Origin of the sequence: Streptomyces atratus (assembly GCF_040655115.1) — a bacterium.
GTDB lineage: Bacteria > Actinomycetota > Actinomycetes > Streptomycetales > Streptomycetaceae > Streptomyces > Streptomyces atratus_D.
Window position 1 is genome coordinate 28,829 of sequence record NZ_JBFAJH010000055.1, and the last position, 14,561, is coordinate 43,389.

9 protein-coding genes and 6 pseudogenes are annotated in these 14,561 nt (G+C 68.1%); 8 read left to right on the forward strand and 7 right to left on the reverse strand.

Going from position 1 to position 14,561, the window contains the following annotated elements; all coding sequences use genetic code 11:
* Positions 1-380: 380 nt before the first annotated feature.
* On the reverse strand, positions 381-842 hold the full coding sequence (locus tag AB0I23_RS35015) for a pyridoxamine 5'-phosphate oxidase family protein (protein WP_359115772.1): 462 nt from the start codon (positions 840-842) through the stop codon (positions 381-383).
* A 715-nt stretch (positions 843-1,557) separates the two neighbouring features.
* Between AB0I23_RS35015 and AB0I23_RS35020 the strand changes: the two genes are divergently transcribed.
* The 4 genes from AB0I23_RS35020 to AB0I23_RS35035 all read left to right on the forward strand — a co-directional run bounded on the left by AB0I23_RS35020 (position 1,558) and on the right by AB0I23_RS35035 (position 7,477).
* Positions 1,558-2,178, forward strand: a complete 621-nt coding sequence (locus AB0I23_RS35020) for a hypothetical protein (RefSeq protein WP_359115775.1) — start codon at positions 1,558-1,560, stop codon at positions 2,176-2,178.
* A gap of 71 nt (positions 2,179-2,249) precedes the next feature.
* Positions 2,250-2,615 (forward strand): hypothetical protein, encoded by a 366-nt coding sequence (locus AB0I23_RS35025; RefSeq protein ID WP_359115777.1) that lies wholly within the window; start codon positions 2,250-2,252, stop codon positions 2,613-2,615.
* Positions 2,616-2,699: 84 nt separating this feature from the next.
* A complete protein-coding gene (locus tag AB0I23_RS35030) occupies positions 2,700-5,999 on the forward strand; it encodes a PQQ-dependent sugar dehydrogenase (RefSeq protein WP_359115780.1) in 3,300 nt (1,099 codons plus the stop codon).
* 305 nt (positions 6,000-6,304) lie between these two features.
* The gene (locus tag AB0I23_RS35035; protein WP_359115782.1) at positions 6,305-7,477 is read left to right on the forward strand and encodes an ROK family transcriptional regulator; all 1,173 of its coding nucleotides are present in this window, start codon (positions 6,305-6,307) and stop codon (positions 7,475-7,477) included.
* Between the two features lie 24 nt (positions 7,478-7,501).
* Here AB0I23_RS35035 and AB0I23_RS35040 read toward each other — a convergent pair.
* Positions 7,502-7,866 (reverse strand): annotated as a pseudogene (locus AB0I23_RS35040) (cytosine permease); the annotation flags it as partial.
* Between the two features lie 122 nt (positions 7,867-7,988).
* On the opposite strand from AB0I23_RS35040, the pseudogene AB0I23_RS35045 reads away from it, so the two are divergent.
* Together AB0I23_RS35045 and AB0I23_RS35050 are read left to right on the forward strand one after the other, a co-directional pair.
* Positions 7,989-8,159: pseudogene (locus tag AB0I23_RS35045) on the forward strand (carboxymuconolactone decarboxylase family protein); the annotation flags it as partial.
* A gap of 415 nt (positions 8,160-8,574) precedes the next feature.
* Positions 8,575-9,558 (forward strand): hypothetical protein, encoded by a 984-nt coding sequence (locus AB0I23_RS35050; RefSeq protein ID WP_359115793.1) that lies wholly within the window; start codon positions 8,575-8,577, stop codon positions 9,556-9,558.
* A gap of 249 nt (positions 9,559-9,807) precedes the next feature.
* Here AB0I23_RS35050 and AB0I23_RS35055 read toward each other — a convergent pair whose 3' ends face one another.
* The gene (locus AB0I23_RS35055; protein WP_359115785.1) at positions 9,808-10,401 is read right to left on the reverse strand and encodes a TlpA family protein disulfide reductase; all 594 of its coding nucleotides are present in this window, start codon (positions 10,399-10,401) and stop codon (positions 9,808-9,810) included.
* 282 nt (positions 10,402-10,683) lie between these two features.
* Between AB0I23_RS35055 and AB0I23_RS35060 the strand changes: the two are divergent.
* A pseudogene (locus AB0I23_RS35060) lies at positions 10,684-10,808 on the forward strand (DUF6192 family protein); the annotation flags it as partial.
* 244 nt (positions 10,809-11,052) lie between these two features.
* Here the strand turns inward: AB0I23_RS35060 and AB0I23_RS35065 are convergent.
* From AB0I23_RS35065 to AB0I23_RS35075, 3 genes and pseudogenes are all read right to left on the reverse strand, one after another.
* A pseudogene (locus AB0I23_RS35065) lies at positions 11,053-11,294 on the reverse strand (Ku protein); the annotation flags it as partial.
* A 72-nt stretch (positions 11,295-11,366) separates the two neighbouring features.
* Positions 11,367-12,146 carry an SDR family NAD(P)-dependent oxidoreductase gene (locus AB0I23_RS35070; protein ID WP_359115791.1) on the reverse strand — a complete coding sequence of 260 codons (780 nt, stop codon included), beginning with the start codon at positions 12,144-12,146 and terminating at the stop codon, positions 11,367-11,369.
* Between the two features lie 116 nt (positions 12,147-12,262).
* On the reverse strand, positions 12,263-13,234 hold the full coding sequence (locus AB0I23_RS35075; RefSeq protein ID WP_436847046.1) for a saccharopine dehydrogenase: 972 nt from the start codon (positions 13,232-13,234) through the stop codon (positions 12,263-12,265).
* Here AB0I23_RS35075 and AB0I23_RS35080 point away from each other — a divergent pair.
* A pseudogene (locus tag AB0I23_RS35080) lies at positions 13,124-14,119 on the forward strand (IS110 family transposase); the annotation flags it as partial. The gene AB0I23_RS35075 and the pseudogene AB0I23_RS35080 overlap by 111 nt on opposite strands.
* 20 nt (positions 14,120-14,139) lie before the next feature.
* Here the strand turns inward: AB0I23_RS35080 and AB0I23_RS35085 are convergent.
* Positions 14,140-14,561, reverse strand: a pseudogene (locus AB0I23_RS35085) (transposase); the annotation flags it as partial.

Sequence of the window (14,561 nt, forward strand, 5' to 3'; positions counted from 1 at the left end):
CGGTGAGGAAGTGGGCTTCCCGGCCGCCCAGAACTGCGGGCAGCCTCCGATCCGCACCGCCTGCCACCGCCGGCGGAACCGGTCGAGCTGCCGGGCTCCGAGGAGTGCTGCGGGTTCGGCGGCACGCTCGCTGTGAAGAACAGGCAGAGCCCCGCTGTGAGCCGGGCCGGGGGCCGATTCCGGCTGACCCGCAGCGGGGCGGCTCATCAGTGTCCCTTCGCAGCGTGGCCGGCTTCTCTCACACCCGCCGACCACACCACGTATGCGGGTACCAGAGCCCGACCGCCCGCGAACTGGACCACCAGGCTGACCCCGCCATGGAGTTGGCCGCAAGCCCACAAGCAGCGTTCCGATGTCTGGGGCGAGGAACGGGACGGCCGTCATCCCAGCCATGTCCCGTCGCGCATGATGACTCTGCCGCGTAGTTCCGGCTCGCCGCGCCAAGCGCGCACAGTCTTCGGCACCACCCGCACATACAGAAAAGAACTTTCCTCCGTGCGCGGGTCCCACCCGAACTTATCGGCGAACGCCTCCGCCGCGTCACCGGGCACCTCCTGGTCGGGGAAGCCGTCCGCCTCACCCTGGAGAAGCACCACATCGAAGGTGTCCGGCAGCGCCAGGCGCACGCGCGGCTCGGTGCGGACGTTCCGCGCAGTCACGGAAGTCGTACTGGTGCACATCCACACCGCTCGCCCATCCCACAAGAACCACAGCGGCACCTGGTGCGGCCCGTGTTCAGGATGAGCTGTCGACACCCAAATATCGCGCTCCGTAACGAGCCGCTCCAGCGTGTCGCGCCTACGCTCCGGCACCTGACGGCGAACGATCCCCGTGGTCTGCATGAGCGCTGACCCTAGCCTGTAGGCCAGAAGCGCGCGTGAGGCGCAAGGCCTACTCCGAGCGACCGATGCCCCCTCAGTCTGTGTCCCGGGCAGCGACCTGAGTGCTTCAGTTGGCCAGGAGCCGCCGTCCGTTACGTCGGTCTGTCCCCGGAACTGGCCGCTGCCCCGGATTCCGGCGTCCGCGCGGCCATGGCCGCCCATCGGGACCTGTCCACTGAGCTGCGAGACCTGCTGGCAGAGGACCCGGAACTCGGTCGCCGAGGCGTGTTACGTCCGCCGGGCCCCCGAAGCCGCCCACTCCCTTCACGACTGCGAACGCTTCGGCACAGACGCGCCGTTGCACACTCCCCCGTGGGTCGGTGGACGTTCCTTCGCCTTTCCTACCGGCACCTCAGATCTTTTGATGATTCATTAGAAAGTTCCAGAGATTCGTACTGAACCTCTGGACAGCCCACACGCGGCGCTCTAATGTCTCGGCCCACCGAGGCATGTGTTTCGTCGCGGTAACCCCGCAGCCGATCAGCTATCACACGAACGCCGTTCATCTCACGAGTCTTTCCGCGTCTCTCCCCCCATGGCCGGGCCACCGGCCGTCAAGAGGCGCTGCGCGATCGCCGTCAAGGCCGCTCACGCACCGTGCAGCACCCCCTGTCGAAAACATGGGAAACCGGCCGGGTCACCGGCTCCGCCGTGACCGCAGCGGAAGGGAAGCGACATGAAGATCCGTACGTTCATCGCCACGGCCTCACAGGTGGCATCCGGGAGCCCGGTGGCCACCGTCAAGGGCGCGCTGACCACCGAATCCGCTTTCGGCACGCACCTGGAGAAGAGCAACCTCAAGGCGGTCAACGCCACCGAGGGATTCGTCTACGCAGTCGACTCGATGCTCGGCGGCAACGTCAGCACCGAGACCGGGGAGCTGTACGTCTCCGGCAGCACCCTCAGCGCGTCGCTGACGGGTGACAGCAACCAGTACACCGACGTGTACGACAGCACCGTCAAGGGCGCGCTCACCTCCAGCGGCAACGCCGTCGGCGGCGTGTTCTGCGCCAGCGAGGTGTACGGCGCCGCCAAGTACGCGGGCAACTCCGACAATCTCCAGATCGGCGGCGAGGGTCTGCTCGGATCCTGCGCGGGCGCCTCATACTTCGGCGGCGACGTCGAGGTCACCGACAGCACCGCGAACGCCGTGCTCGACAACGCGATCGTGCGCGGCGGGCTCACCGCAACCGGCAACAACCCCGTCCTGGTCGTGGGCGAACTGGCGCCGCGGGCTACCGCGCCGCCGCCGACGAGTTCAACGTCTGGGGCGCCGCGGCGACCGCGCGCGGCCTGAAACTCTACCAGCACAACCATGCGGGCGAGTTCGCGTTCGCCACCGACCAGCCGTCGGTCCGGCTGTACGACGTGTTCCTCAAGAACGCCGACCCGCGCCACGTCTATCTGGAGCTGGACATCTACTGGGCGTACGTGGGCCAGTACCGCTGGCCCGGATTCGACCCGGCCGCGTACGTACGCAACCAACCCTACCGCTACCCGCTGTTCCACATGAAGGACGGCGACGCCAACGCGGCGAACGCCAACGGCTTCGACATCGTCGAGTTCGGTGCCGGAGACCTTCCGTACGAGAAGTTCGTCCGCGACATCGGGCCGCGCGCCTCGCATGTCGGCATCTGGGAGCAGGACACGGCACCCAACACCCTGCCCGATCCGCCGGGTTCGCTCGGCGCAGCGGAGCGCAGCTTCGCGGCGCTCAAGGAACTCCTGTGCTGAGACACCCGAAAAGAGGCGTCTTCGTGTCCTGGGGCGCCTTCCCCGTCCACTCCATACCGCCAGCAACCGAGGAGACGCATCACCGTGCACCGCACCCTGAGACGCCTGATCACGGGGGTCCTACTCGTGGCACTGCCCGCGCTGGGCGGTGTGGCCGTCGCGCCCACCGCCCAGGCGCACCCGGGCCACGAACACGCACTGGACTGGTCGAACTACGAGAAAGTCACCCTGACGAAGGACACCGGCGAACCGATCGACCTCGCCGTGCTGCCCGACAGTCGCGTCCTGCACACCGCCCGTAACGGCGACCTACGGCTCACCGACCCCGGCACCGGTGTCACGAAGGTCGTCAACCACGTCGACGTGTACCAGAACTCCGAGATGGGGTTGCAGACGGTCACGCTCGACCCGGACTTCGCCACCAACAAGTGGGTCTACCTCTACTACTCACCGCCGCTGAACACCCCGGCCGGCTCCGCACCGCAACAGCTGCCCGCCGGGCAGACGGACGCGTACTGGAAGCAGTGGGAGGGGTACGACACGCTGACCCGCTTCAAGTGGACCGGCGACAAGCTGGATCTCTCCACCGCGCAGGAGATCATCCGGGTCGACACCAACCGCGGACAGTGCTGCCACGTCGCCGGTGACGTCGACTTCGACAGCGAGGGGAACCTCTACCTCTCGACCGGCGGCAACACCCCGGCCTCGGGCCCGAACGTCAACGGCTATACGCCGATCAACGACGCGGCCGGCTACAACCCGGGCCTCGACGAGCGCCGCGGCGCGGGCAACACCAACGACCTGCGGGGCAAGATCCTGCGGATCGATGTCCAGGAGGACGGCAGTTACACCATCCCGAAGGGGAACCTCTTCGAGCCGGGCACGGCCAAGACCCGCCCCGAGATCTTCGTAATGGGTCTGCGCAACCCCTTCCGGCTGGCGGTGGACCGCGAGACCGATGCAGTGATGTGGGGCGACTACGGCCCCGACGCCGGTACCGCCGACCCGAACCGCGGGCCGATGGGATATGTCGAGTGGCAGACCACCACCAGGGCCATGAACAGCGGCTGGCCGTTCTGCACGGGTGACAACAGCAAGCCCTACAGGGACTTCGACTTCGCCACCCTCACGCCCGGCCCCGCCTTCGACTGCGCGGCGCCGGTCAACGACTCCCGCTGGAACACCGGTCTGACGGAGCTGCCCGCGTCCACGCCGGCCACGCTCTGGTACGGCGACCGGGACACCGACCAGCCGTGGCCCGAGCTGACCGCCTTCCGCGGTCCCGGCGGCCCCGGCGGTCAGGCCCCGATGGGCGGTCCGGTCTACCACTACGACGCGGACAACCCCTCACCGGGCAAGTTCCCCGAGTACTGGGACGGCAAGGCGTTCTTCGCGGAGTTCTCCCAGGACTACGTCGCCGCGTTCACACTCGACGGGCCGAACGGACCCGTGAGCAAGCTGGAGAACGTCCTGCCCAACAGTGAGCGTTCGCAGAACGGCATCCCGCAGTGGGACAACCCGATGGACCTGGAGTTCGGCCCCGACGGCGCGCTCTACGTCCTGGACTACGGCGACGGCTTCTTCCGTCAGAACCCCGACGCGGGTCTCTACCGGATCGACTACGCCGAGGGCAACAAGGCACCCACCGCCGTGATCAAGGTCGACAAGACGTCCGGCCAGGCCCCGCTGGAGGTCTCGTTCAGCGCGACCGGCTCCAGCGACCCGGAGAACGGCGAGCTGACGTACCAGTGGGACCTCGACGGTGACGGCACCTTCGACGCCACCGGCCCCACGGCCAGCCGTACGTACCCGGAGAACGGGCAGTTCCAGGCCCGGCTCAAGGTCTCCGACCCGCAGGGCAAGTCCGGCCTGTCGAGCCGTCAGATCACCGTGGGCAACACGGCGCCGACGGTACGGATCACCTCACCGCCCGACGGCGGGTTCTTCAACTGGGGCGACGCCGTGCCGTACGGCATCGCTGTCGAGGACCCGGAGGACGGCAACACGCCGGACTGTGCCAAGGCGGCCTGGACCTTCGGTCTCGGACACAACCAGCACGGTCACCCGGTCAACAGCGGCACCGGCTGCACGGGCGGTGTCGCGACCCCGGCCGACGCGGGGCACGGGGACACCGAGAACGTCTTCGGCGTCCTCGGGATCAGCTACACCGACAAGGGCGCGGGCGGCGTTCCGCCGGCCACCGGTGACGCCCAGGTGGTGCTCAACCCGACTGTCATGCAGGCCGAGCACTACGACTCGACCGAGGGCGTCACGATCACGGACGACACCACGGCGTCCGGCCAGCGCAAACTGACCTCGTTCGACGCGGGCGACTGGATCGCGTACGACCCGGTGTCGTTCGCCGGGATCACCGGGGTGAAGACCCGTGCGAGCGGCCTCGGCACACTGGCGCTGCGCTGGGGATCGGCCGACGCCGAGCCGTTCGCCACGGTGCCGGTTCCGGCCGGAGATGGCTGGCAGACCGTCACCACCGCGCTGCCGAACGCGCCTTCGGGCAGCGGCGAGGTCTTCGTCACCAGCTCCGGCGGTGTCGAGCTGGACTCACTGACCTTCCAGGGCGCGGGCGTCGCGGACAAGACCGTGCCCAAGGTCACCGCCACGCTCAACCCGCCCCGGCCCAACGGTGACGACGGCTGGTACACGAGCAACGTGTCACTCGCGGTCTCGGCGACCGACAACGGGACGGTCGCCAGTCGTCAGTACTCAGTCGACGACGGGACGACCTGGCAGTCGGCCAATGCGGCCGTCACGCTGTCCAAGGAGGGTGTCACCACCGTCCGTTACCGGGCGACCGACAACGGCGGCAACGTCTCCGAGGTGGGTTCGCTCACCGTACGGATCGACCGCACCGGTCCTACGGTGACGGCCACCGGTCTCGACGCCGACGGCGTCTACGGCGACTCCAAACGCCCGACGCCGGTCTTCTCTGCGGAGGACGCGGTGTCCGGAGGTGCGACCGTGACAGCCACGGTGGACGGCAAGGACCTCACCTCCGGCCAGGCGCTGGAGCTGTGGCGGCTGACGCTGGGGAACCATGACCTCACGGTCAGGGCCCGGGACAAGGCCGGCAACACCACCACGAAGACGGTGTCCTTCACCACCCGCACCTCCTACGCGGACGTCCGCGCGCTGATCACCCAGCTGCGGGCCGACGGCCTGGTCACGGCGCAGGGCCAGCAGCGGCTGACCGTACGGCTCGACCAGGCTGAGGCGCACGCCGACGCGGGCCGCACCAGCCAGGCCGCGGCCGCGCTGGAGTCGTTCGCCGGCTACACGGCCGACATCGCCCTGGTGCCGGACAGCGCGGCGGGCGCGGCCCTGGCACGGGACGCGCGGGCGCTGAAGGGAGGCGCCACCGGCTGACGCCGGGACTGACAGGGCTGCCCCGCTCTCACCGGCGGGGCAGTTCTGTGCCCGGACTCGACTCCGTCGCGGCGCCTGTTTCCGGGCCGCGGCGTCCGCGCCGGGTCGAGTTCCGTCAACAAGGCAGCAACTTTCGACGTTCTGTGAAAAAGTTGCCGGAAGCCGCCACCCGCATCCCTGGAATCCTGCCGCCCGCGGGCACGGGTCTTGCCGGGCGGTAAGGTGCCCGGTCCCCGTACCGCTCGCGTTCCGCCCCCGCGACACCTCCCGAAAGCTGTCCGAAGGCGCCCAGAGGAAGTGAGTCCGTGAACATCCAGTACCGCGTGTTGAGTCTGCTGCGTGAAAACGGCCCGCTGTCCCGCGCTCAACTCGCAGACCGGCTGGAGGTTCCCCGCCCGCGGCTGCTCGGCGAACTCGACCGCATGGTCGCCGCCGGGCGGGTCAGTGAGGCGGGCCCCGCCGCGTCGCGCGGCGGGCGGCGCTCCACCCTCGTCCAGCTCGACCCCGGTCTGCGGTTCGCCGCCGTCGATCTGGGCGCCAGCTCCGTCGACATCGAGATCACCGACGGCGCGCTCGCACCGGTGGCCTCCTGCTCCGAGCCCGCCGACATCCGCTCCGGTCCGGTCGCCGTACTCGGCCGCATCAGCGAACTCCTGCGCGCGATGGCCGACCAGGGGCACTACGCGCGGCTCGACGCCATCGGCATCGGTCTGCCGGGGCCGGTCAGTTTCCGGGAGGGCGTACCCGTCTCGCCGCCGATCATGGTGGGCTGGAACCGCTTTCCCGTACGCGACACCCTCGCCCGCGCGCACGGCTGCCCCGTCGTCGTGGACAACGACGTCAACGTGATGTCCCTCGGGGAGCGGCACAGCGGGGTCGCGAGGACCGTCGACCATCTGCTCTTCGTGAAGATCGGCAGCGGTATCGGCTCCGGCATGCAGCACCACGGCCGTATCTACCGGGGCGCGGAGGGGTGCGCCGGGGACATCGGGCACGTTCAGGTGGAGGCCGAGGCAGACGGGCCCGTCTGCTCCTGCGGGAACACCGGCTGCCTGGAGGCGTACTTCGGCGGCGTGGCCCTGGCCAGGGACGCCATGGAGGCCGCGAAGTCAGGCCAGTCGCCCGCACTCGCCGAACGACTGGCCGAGCGGGGGGCGTTGACCGCCCTGGATGTCGCGGAATGCGCGTCCGGCGGCGACAACACGAGTGTCAACCTCGTCCGGGCCGGCGGCCACCGGGTCGGGCAGGTCCTCGCCACCCTCGTCAGCTTCATGAACCCGTCGATGATCGTGATCGGCGGCGGTCTGACCGGGCTCGGCTACCCGCTGCTCGCCGAGATCCGCAGCGTCGTGTACAAGCGCTCGCTTCCTCTCGCCACGGGCAATCTGCCGATCGTCATGTCCGAACTCGGGCCCCGCGCGGGGGTCGTGGGCGCGGCGTTCCTCGCGAGCGAACTCGCGTACAGCGAGGAGTCCTGACATGGATCAGCCCGTCCGGCGATTGTTGAGCATTCCGGCAGGCCAGTTGCCGCGCACGCCGAAGAGGGGCGGGAGATGACCAGAGTGGCGGTGCCGGTGCGGATGCCGCTCAGTCCGGCCGCGCTGATGGCGAAGAACGACAGGCCACCGAGGATCACGACACCGGTCGCCTGCCAGAAGGACAGACCGAAAGCGACGGCCAGAGCACCGTTGATGACATAGGTGAAGGTGAGGTTGGACCCGAACCAGAGCCAGAACAGGTCCTTCGAGCTGCCGTGACGGTCCTCGTCGGGAATCGGGGCGATGCCGTGGGTCTCGACCTGGAAGACCTGGTCGGCCGCGCCCGTCGTCCCACCCGGTGCCCTCGTGGTCGTGTCCTGCTCCGTCATGCGGCTGCGCTTGCCGAATACCCTATCCAGCCTGGTCAGGCTGCATGTGCGTACTCGTGCACGGTGCCACCAGGTCGCGAGCGTCGTCGTATGTCGAGGCGTGCGATCCGCTCTGGATCCAGGCACAGAACGAGAACCTGGACCTGGCCAAGGCGAGCCAGGTGCCGTGCTGGCGGGAGTCGGAGGTGTTCACGCCGCTGGAGCGGGACGTGATGGGGTACGCCGAGGCCATGACGAACACACCGCCGACCGTCACCGACGAGGTGTACGCCAGCCTGCTCGACCGGCTCGGGGTACGCCTCGCGTTTGGCGTGTTCGGCGAGCGCCCGGTAGATGCTGGCCACCGAGGGGTTCCGTCCCTTGCGGTTGCCGGTGGGGATGATCAGCCTGTACCGCGCCGACCTCCCGACCGGTGTCCTGGACGCAGCAGTGGTCCACCCCGCGAAGGCAGTCCGCGGCACAGCCGCAGAATCACGGAGACTCTCGCCCGAACAGTGGAGCCGACTGCTCGGCGCCACTGCGAATCCGAAATTCCGCGACGCCCCGGCGGAGCTGGCAGCAGAGCAGGCCGCACACCGAGCCTCCGGAGCACGGACCGGTGTCGAGCGAGCGCCGGACTCGGCGGCCCGACTGCCTGCGAGTCCGGCCGAGATCGCGGCGATGGCAGCCACCGTTCCGGACGTCACCGCGGATCACCGCACGTACGCGGTGTGGTGGATCGCCGCCCTCCACGACAACGCCGAAACCACGCGCCAGCTCGCAATGTCGCCGAACCTGGGGACCCGCCGCAGCGTCGCCCGTGCCCGGCACCTTCCGCCAGACGTGGCGAACCTCCTCGCCCACGACGAGGACCGCATCGTGCGTCTCTACCTCACCGAGTCCTGCGACGACGCCCCGGCGGACGTGCTACTGGACGTGTGGAGCTGGTGGCACGGCAGCTTCTCGTTCCCGGGGCGTCCCCGCAACCACCCCAACTTCCCCCGCCATGACCTGCTCCGCTTCGCTCAGGACCCAGAGCCCCGCATACGCCTGCTGGCGCTCGACGATCACGCATCGGATGCCGCCCTCGTCGAACGGTTCAGCCGCGATCCCGACGCCCAAGTGCGAAGCGCCGCCGCCGGCGACCCGCGCCTGTCTCCCGAATCCGCTGTGCGGCGAGCCGACGACGCCGACCAGGCTGTCCGCAGCTCAGCCTGGCGGAACCCTGCCCTGCCGCCAACAGTCCTGATCCCCTTGCTCCTCAACGAACACAGCGCCGAAGACGCCGCCCGGAACCACCGGTCGACGGCTACGGCCTGGCGGACCTCTTCCCACCTGGCCTCACCGGGTTCCACGACGGTGCGCTGGTGCCGATCGCTGCCGGCCTGGAACTCGTCCGGGCCATGCTCCGCGACAACAGCGCCCGGTGCCGCCTGGAGGCGGAGGGAGCATTCACCGTGCACGTCGGCTGGAACCAATACCTCTACATCGGCAGCAGCCTGCGAAATCGATGCCCTCAAGCAACCCAGCGACGATACAGACCCACGCTGGTCGCAGATCGACGATCTGATCACGGAGGGGCGCAGGATTCAAGCCTTGCAGAGGATCCGTGACGAGTTCGGCGGCGGCATCCACGATGCGCTCGACCTGCTGAACCACCGCTACATCCGGCTACAGCAAGACCAATCAAAAGACTTCACGACCGGCAACTGATTGCGGTTCGGTAGTAGCGGCCGGATCGGCTGAGGTTGGCACCGATCAAGCTCGCCGCAACGGGCGAGACGTGGCGGGCCCTGATTACGTAGAGCTACTTGTCACTTCGCGGCAGCTTCGGGAGTGCATGGGCGATCCGCTCGATCCGCGCCCTGGTCCTGCATCTCGCCCGGGAGGCGGTTCAGGGTCGCGATGCCGGCATGGGGTCGATCGATTCGACTGAGGAATGCGATCGATGGGTCAGTTAGTTTACTTCTCCTTGATCAGCGGGTCAATCATCTTATGCAGTTTGCTGTCATCGATTGAACCGATTGCCCTGGCCGCTATCTTTCCGTTTCGGTCCAGAACGACAGTGGATGGAATGGACTGAAGATTCACTGTGCCCTTGGGGAATCGCAGGAGCAGTTTTCCAGTCGGATCGTACAGGCTCGGGTATGTCATATTGAAGTCGTCTTCAAATGCCTCGGACAGACTCTTGTTGCCGTCGCGGACGTTGATGCCAACGAATTCGACACTCTTGGTCTTCATTTCCTTGGCGACCTTGTTGAAGTATGGGGCTTCGGCCCGGCATGGCGGGCACCAGGAACCCCAGGCATTGATCACGACGACCTTGCCTTGGAAGTCGGCGACGTCGAGGTGCTTGCCTTGAAGGGTCTCGCCCTTGATCGGGCCGACAGGCTTCCGCTCTCCCTTGGCAACGGTTGAGATGCCGCCCGTGCTCGTTACGTAATTCGTCTGACCGTCGCCTCCGGACTTGCCGCTGCCACAGGCGGACAGAGAGAGCGAGCCAAGCGTGACGATCGCGGTCAGTGCGACGGCACGGGAGCCGGGTCTGAGAATCATGTGATGAGTTTCCCATGAGCCCGTGAAGAGGAAGTCACCCTCATCGGGTCGGGGCGAATCGGCGCACCTACGCCGGATAGCAAGTTGCGGCAAGGCCGGCGCATCGGTGGGCCTTCCACCGACGTCTACGCTACGCGTACGCCGCGGGTTCTGGGCCCAAGCGTCCGCGCGAGAAGAGAAGGGCTCCACCCGCGGCCAAGAAGCAGTTCCCCCCTCAACACGTCGCCTCACGAGGCAGAGATCGGCAACGTGACGTTGCTGTTCCGACCGGAGGTCTTCGGGGACCGGCGCACCATCGTGCACGAGAACGTCGCGAAGGGCGGGCGACACTGGACTGGATCGAGACCGCGGTCGACACGGGCAAGGTCGACATGGACGGCGAGCTGACGCGTCCACTGAAGGGCGAGTGGACATGCCCCGCGCCGCACGGCGCCGGGGCGACGCCGCCAAGCGACATGCGGACGCCCTGCGGATTCGTGCGGTTCGAGGCCCGATCCACATCCACCAGCTGCGCTCCATGCCGATATCGGAGCATGCACATGCTCAATCGCCGCCCCGAACGGCAACCAGTCACACGAACGAGCGATCACGAACCCGTAGAGGTGGGACTTAACGCCCTCTGAATACCACGAACTCGCGCGCTTCGCGGTGGACGAAGGCAACGATCTCGATGGCCTTGGTGGTGGGCAGCGTACGGGTCGAGCTCTTCGTCAGTGACAGGGATGACCTGGTCCTTGGTGAGCTCGTGTCCCTTGCCCATCTCCTCCTGGCCCAGGGCCTGGCCGTCGATCTCGCAGACCTTCCGATTTCCTTGTGCGGCCCATGTCTTCGAGGTGGATCTGCCGGAAGGCGATCGAGTGGTCTTCAGTCACGGAAGAGACTCGGCTAGGAATGGTGACCGGCCCCCGAGATCCTCACCAGGCGCGGAGGAAGCGGTACCCCACCAATTTTATGCGGTGTTGGGCTCAGTGAACGGAGAACCCGCCGTCGACGAAGATTGCCTGCCCGGTGACGTAGCCGGCTGCGCGGCCGGCCAGGAACACCGCCGCTCCGGCGAAGTCCTCGGCCAGGCCGTTGCGCCCGACCATCGTGCGCGCGGCCAGCGCCGCCGCCTTCTCCGGGTCGGACGACAACCTCGCATTGAGCGGGGTCATGACGAAGCCGGGCACCAGCGTGTTGCAGGTGACGCCGTGTGGCGACCACGCCTCAGCCTGAGAGCGGGCCAGCGACTCCAGCGCCCCCTTGGACACCCCGTAGGCGCCGCTCTGGACAAAGGCCCGATGCGCCTGCTGGGAAGTGATGTGGATGATCCGCCCGAAGCCCCGCTCGGCCATGCCGGGACCGAACCGCTGGCCCAACAAGTAGGGTCCCTCCAGGTTCACCGCCATCGTGGCATCCCACACCTCCTCGCCCAGCTCGCCCATCGGCGGCCGCAGGTTGATCCCGGCGCTGTTGACGAGAATGTCGGGCTCGCCGAACACCTCGGCTGCCTGTTCCGCCGCCGCGCGCACCCTGTCGCGCGTGCTCAGGTCTGCGCTCACCCAGGCTGCCCGGCAGCCGTCCGCCGCCAGCTCGTCGACCGTGGCGGCCAGTTCCGACTCCTTGCGCGCCACGATCACCACGCTCGCCCCCGCTCGCGCGAGAGCCCCGGCGATGGCTCGGCCGATGCCGGAACTGCCGCCCGTCACCACGGCGACCCGACCGTCCAGCGAGAACAGTTCGGAGAGGTAGCTATGCGAGATCATGCCCACACCCTAGACAGCGCGTCCACGGCGACCGGGCCCGGGGCGGAACGCATGGGGTGGCGAGATCAACCCAGCAGGTCGGCCATCCCATGAGCACCGGGGGGAAGTCAGGCCGGTCAGTGCTGAAGCTCGACCGACAGATGCGGGGTCAGCGCCTGGAGGAAGTCCGCCGCGTCGAACATTGCGCCGGCCGAGGCTACACCCGTTGTCCGGGTGTGCCCGGCCAGGATGCGCTGGACGGCCTCCACCACCAGTGGTGCGGTGACCGCGTAGATGTCCTGACCGCGGGCCGTGGCACGTCGCTCGACGCCGCCTGCGCGGACCAAAACGTCGACGACAAATATCTGGTTCGACCGCCCCAGAGCGTCGACCGGCTCCGGCTCCGGCGTGTCCTCCTCGGCCAAGTCCCTCGCGGCTTCGACGGTCATGCAGGTGCGGACTTCAGGCACGGCCACGTGGCTCGGAACGGTGACGACATCGGTCATGGTGAACTCCGCGATCACCGCTCGCCGGCCCCACGGCTCTGGAAAGAGCCAGTCCTGCTCTGATGCCTTGTCGTCGTGGTACTGCAGCTCACCGTCCGCGAACCGCACCCGACGGCCCGCGCGACGCTGATGGGACACCCGACCCGCCGCCCGGGTGCCCGCCGTGGGATGCCAGCTGCTCAACCCGTACGCGACGTGCGCCACGTCCGCAGCAGTCCATTCCCCCATCGCCGCGGTCACCAACAGGTCACCCAGTCCACCGTAGAACGCCATCGCCGGCACCACGGGGATGTCTGACCTTCGGGCTGCTTCCGCGTAGTCGGCGAACATCGAAACGTTCGCTTCGATCTCTGCCGCGACGTCGCCGTACGGAATCCCCGCGCGCAGGGCCGCCTCGACGACCGGGCCTCCCGTCACCGCGAACGGTCCGGCGCAGTTGATGACAGCCGCTGCGCCGGCGAGAGCCCGGTCCAGCGAGCTCGCGTCGTCCACAGTGGCCGGCCGCACCGCCACATCTCCCCACACTCCGTCGCCCGCAAGAAGTCGGACGCCGTCGACGCCGCGGCCCTGGCCAACATCCTGCGGACCGACATGGCCGCCCACAGATCGCTGCCGGCGGACTCCGAACTCGTTCAAGCCATCGCCGTGCTCGCCCGGGCCCAACAAGACGCCGTCTGGGCCCGCGGCCAGGCCCACAACAAGCTTCGCTCCCAGCTGAGAGAGTTCTACCCAGCAATCCTCGACGCCTTCGCCCAGCACAAACACGGCCTGTGCTCGAGGGAAGCCCGCAGCATTCTGGCTGCAGCACCGACCCCCACTATTGCCGCGAAACTGACACGGCGGCGCCTGCAGTCACTGCTCAGGCAGGCAGGCCGGGTCCGCGGCATCCAGACCGAAGCCGAAAGGCTCCACGAGGTCTTCAAACGCGACTACCTCCACCAGCTCCCACAGGTCGAGGCGGCTCTCGGGCATCAGACGTCTGCTCTGCTCAGGCAGCTGAACACCGCCTGCGACAACGCCAGCCAGCTCGAAGAAGCCGTCACGCAAGCCTTCGAAGAGCATCCGGACGCACCCGTGATCCGCAGCTTTCCGGGTCTCGCCGCACTGACCGGCGCCCGGGTCCTGGCGGAGATCGGCGATGACCGGGCTCGATTTGCCAGCGCCGGTTCCTTGAAGGCCTACGCGGGAAGTGCCCCGGTCACCAGAGCCAGCGGCAAGAGCTGCAAGGTCATGAGTCGGAAGGTCAAGAACCAGCGACTGGCTGCCGTCGGCTACGTCTGGGCCTTCGTCTCTCTCACCAGGTCGCCAGGCGCCAGAGCCCACTACGACCGCCGACGAGCAGCTGGCGACCGTCACGTCGCAGCACAGCGGAACCTCTTCAACCGATTCATGGGCATGCTGTTCCACTGCCTCCAGAACGGCCACACCTACGACGAAGCAATCGCCTTCCCGCAGCCCTCAACCGGGCATATCGCAGCGGCAGCTTGACGCTTATCCGCGTGGGATGTCTTGTCGGCGGCGACGGCCCGGGGGCGGGTGCGGGGGCGACCGACCGGCCCACGGATCCTGACTCGGTCGAGGACCGCGGCGAAACGCGGACTGTCGGCCGCCTGTCCCGGCGTCACCACGAACGACAGCGGGCGGCATCGCCGGTCGGTGGCCAGGTGCGTCTTGACCGTCAGCCCGCCCCGCGAGCGCCCCAACGCGGCGGCTTTCAGGCGGGCCTTGTGGTGGCGGCGTATCCGTCGTCGTTCGGCACGTAACGCTTCCTCGACCGGGTCGCCTTCGGCCGTCACCTGGGCGGATTGTCCCTTTGCTGGAGCCCCTTTTCCTCATCGGCGGCTTTCACCAGTTCCTCCAGGAGCTCGGGGTCGACGGCCATGCCGGCCGCGTGGTGATGCGCGCGTGCGACGGTGGAATCGACGCTGAC

Coding starts and splice junctions, on each gene's coding strand:
- AB0I23_RS35015 (WP_359115772.1), bottom strand. CDS start 842: ATGCAGACCACGGGGATCGTTCGCCGTCAGGTGCCGGAGCGTAGGCGC.
- AB0I23_RS35020 (WP_359115775.1), top strand. CDS start 1,558: ATGAAGATCCGTACGTTCATCGCCACGGCCTCACAGGTGGCATCCGGG.
- AB0I23_RS35055 (WP_359115785.1), bottom strand. CDS start 10,401: ATGATTCTCAGACCCGGCTCCCGTGCCGTCGCACTGACCGCGATCGTC.
- AB0I23_RS35070 (WP_359115791.1), bottom strand. CDS start 12,146: ATGATCTCGCATAGCTACCTCTCCGAACTGTTCTCGCTGGACGGTCGG.